Origin of the sequence: Intrasporangium chromatireducens Q5-1, assembly GCF_000576575.1 — a bacterium.
GTDB lineage: Bacteria > Actinomycetota > Actinomycetes > Actinomycetales > Dermatophilaceae > Intrasporangium_A > Intrasporangium_A chromatireducens.
The window spans coordinates 1-1558 of record NZ_AWQS01000453.1 but is presented as its reverse complement, the minus strand read 5'-3'; the positions used below and the strand labels follow the sequence as shown (position 1 = coordinate 1558).

General features: G+C 70.6%; 2 protein-coding genes. Both read left to right on the top strand.

Annotated elements, in window-relative coordinates; translation table 11 throughout:
* A partial coding sequence (locus N864_RS25775) for a hypothetical protein (RefSeq protein ID WP_205621039.1) occupies positions 1-197 on the top strand: 197 nt, incomplete at its 5' end.
* 88 nt (positions 198-285) lie between these two features.
* The gene (gene thrS, locus N864_RS22155; protein WP_034722651.1) at positions 286-1536 is read left to right on the top strand and encodes a threonine--tRNA ligase; all 1251 of its coding nucleotides are present in this window, start codon (positions 286-288) and stop codon (positions 1534-1536) included.
* Positions 1537-1558: the final 22 nt, after the last annotated feature.

The window sequence follows — 1558 nt, the reverse complement described above, 5'->3', positions numbered from 1 at the left end:
GGCCTCTCGTCGGTTGGTGGCCTCTCGACGGCTCGCACGTCGAGAGGCCAGTTCCCGACACCATGGACGGAGCGCCCAAGCGGGTCGCCAACGAAATGGCGGGCGCACCGCCTACCGCTGTCGCTAGCATGACGCCCATGCAGCCCCAGGTGCAGACGACGACGCCGGACCCCTCCGGCGACGCGATGCTGCACTGATCCCACCCCATCCCGCCCCGGAGTCGACTCCGGGGCGCTGTCGTCTCCTGGGCCGACCCGGCGAACCGCACGTGACACAGGAGAAGACATGTCCGACTCGTTTATCGACCACAGGCAGCTCAGCCGCGACCTCGACATCTACACGACCGACCCGCTCGCCGGCTCCGGTCTGCCCCTCTGGATGCCGGACGGCGCCATCATCCGCGAGGAGCTGCAGCGGCTCGCGAAGGACCTCGCCCACCGGGACGGTTGCGTCGACGTGTTCTCACCCGTCCTCGGCAAACGGGCACTCTTCGAGCGGTCCGGGCATCTGGCCAAGTTCAAAGACGACATGTTCCCGTCGATGCAGCTGGGTGACGAGGAGCCCAACGAGCAGCTGGTGCTCCGCCCGGCGAACTGCCCGCACCACGCGCTGATCTACGCCTCGTCGAGCCACTCCTACCGGGAGCTACCGGTCCGGCTCAATGAGCTCGCCCCGATGTTCCGGGCGGAACGGTCGGGGGTCGTCTCGGGGCTGAGCCGGGTCCGCCAGATCAACCTCGACGACACTCACGTGTTCTGCCGGCCGGACCAGGCTGGCGAGGAGGCCGCCCGGGGGTTGCGGGCCGCGATCGAGGCGCAGCGCGTGCTCGGGCTGCCCGTCGACTACGTCCGCCTGTCGATGCGCGACGCGTCGGACGGCTGGCTCGGAAGCGCGGAGCAGTGGGACCACGCCGAGGCGGCGCTTCGCGAGGCCGGGCGCGACGTTCTCGCCGACGCCGCGCTCGAGCTCGTCGAGGCCCCGGGCGAGGCGGCCTTCTACGGGCCGAAGTTCGACCTGCAGGTCCGTGACGGCCGAGGTCACGAAGAGACGATCGCGACCGTCCAGCTCGACTTCAACCAGCCGCAACGCTTCGATCTGACCTACCACGGCGCCGATGGCGCGCAGCACCGCGTCGTCATGATCCACCGTGGGACAGTCGGTTCCATGGAGCGGGTCGTCGCCGCCCTGCTCGAGCGCTACCACGGGCGCTTGCCACTCTGGCTCGCGCCGACCCAAGTGGCCGTCCTGCCGGTCTCCTCCGAGCAGGACGGGCCAGCCCGGCGGCTCGTCGACACCCTGCGCAGCAACGGGCTCCGCCCAGCGTTGCGGTGCGACGACTCGCTCGCGGCCCGCATCCGCGAGGCGCGCCACCGACGCGACGCCCTCATTGCCGTGATCGGGGAGAGGGAGGCCACCGCAGGCCTGGTTGCCGTCACCGACGTGGCAGGCCGGCACCGGAAGGTCATGCCGGCCGAACGGCTCGTCGACCGCGCCACAGACGCCTACCGCCGGAGACTCCCGGTGGTGGAGTGGTGACCAGGTCGTCGGTTGGTGGCCT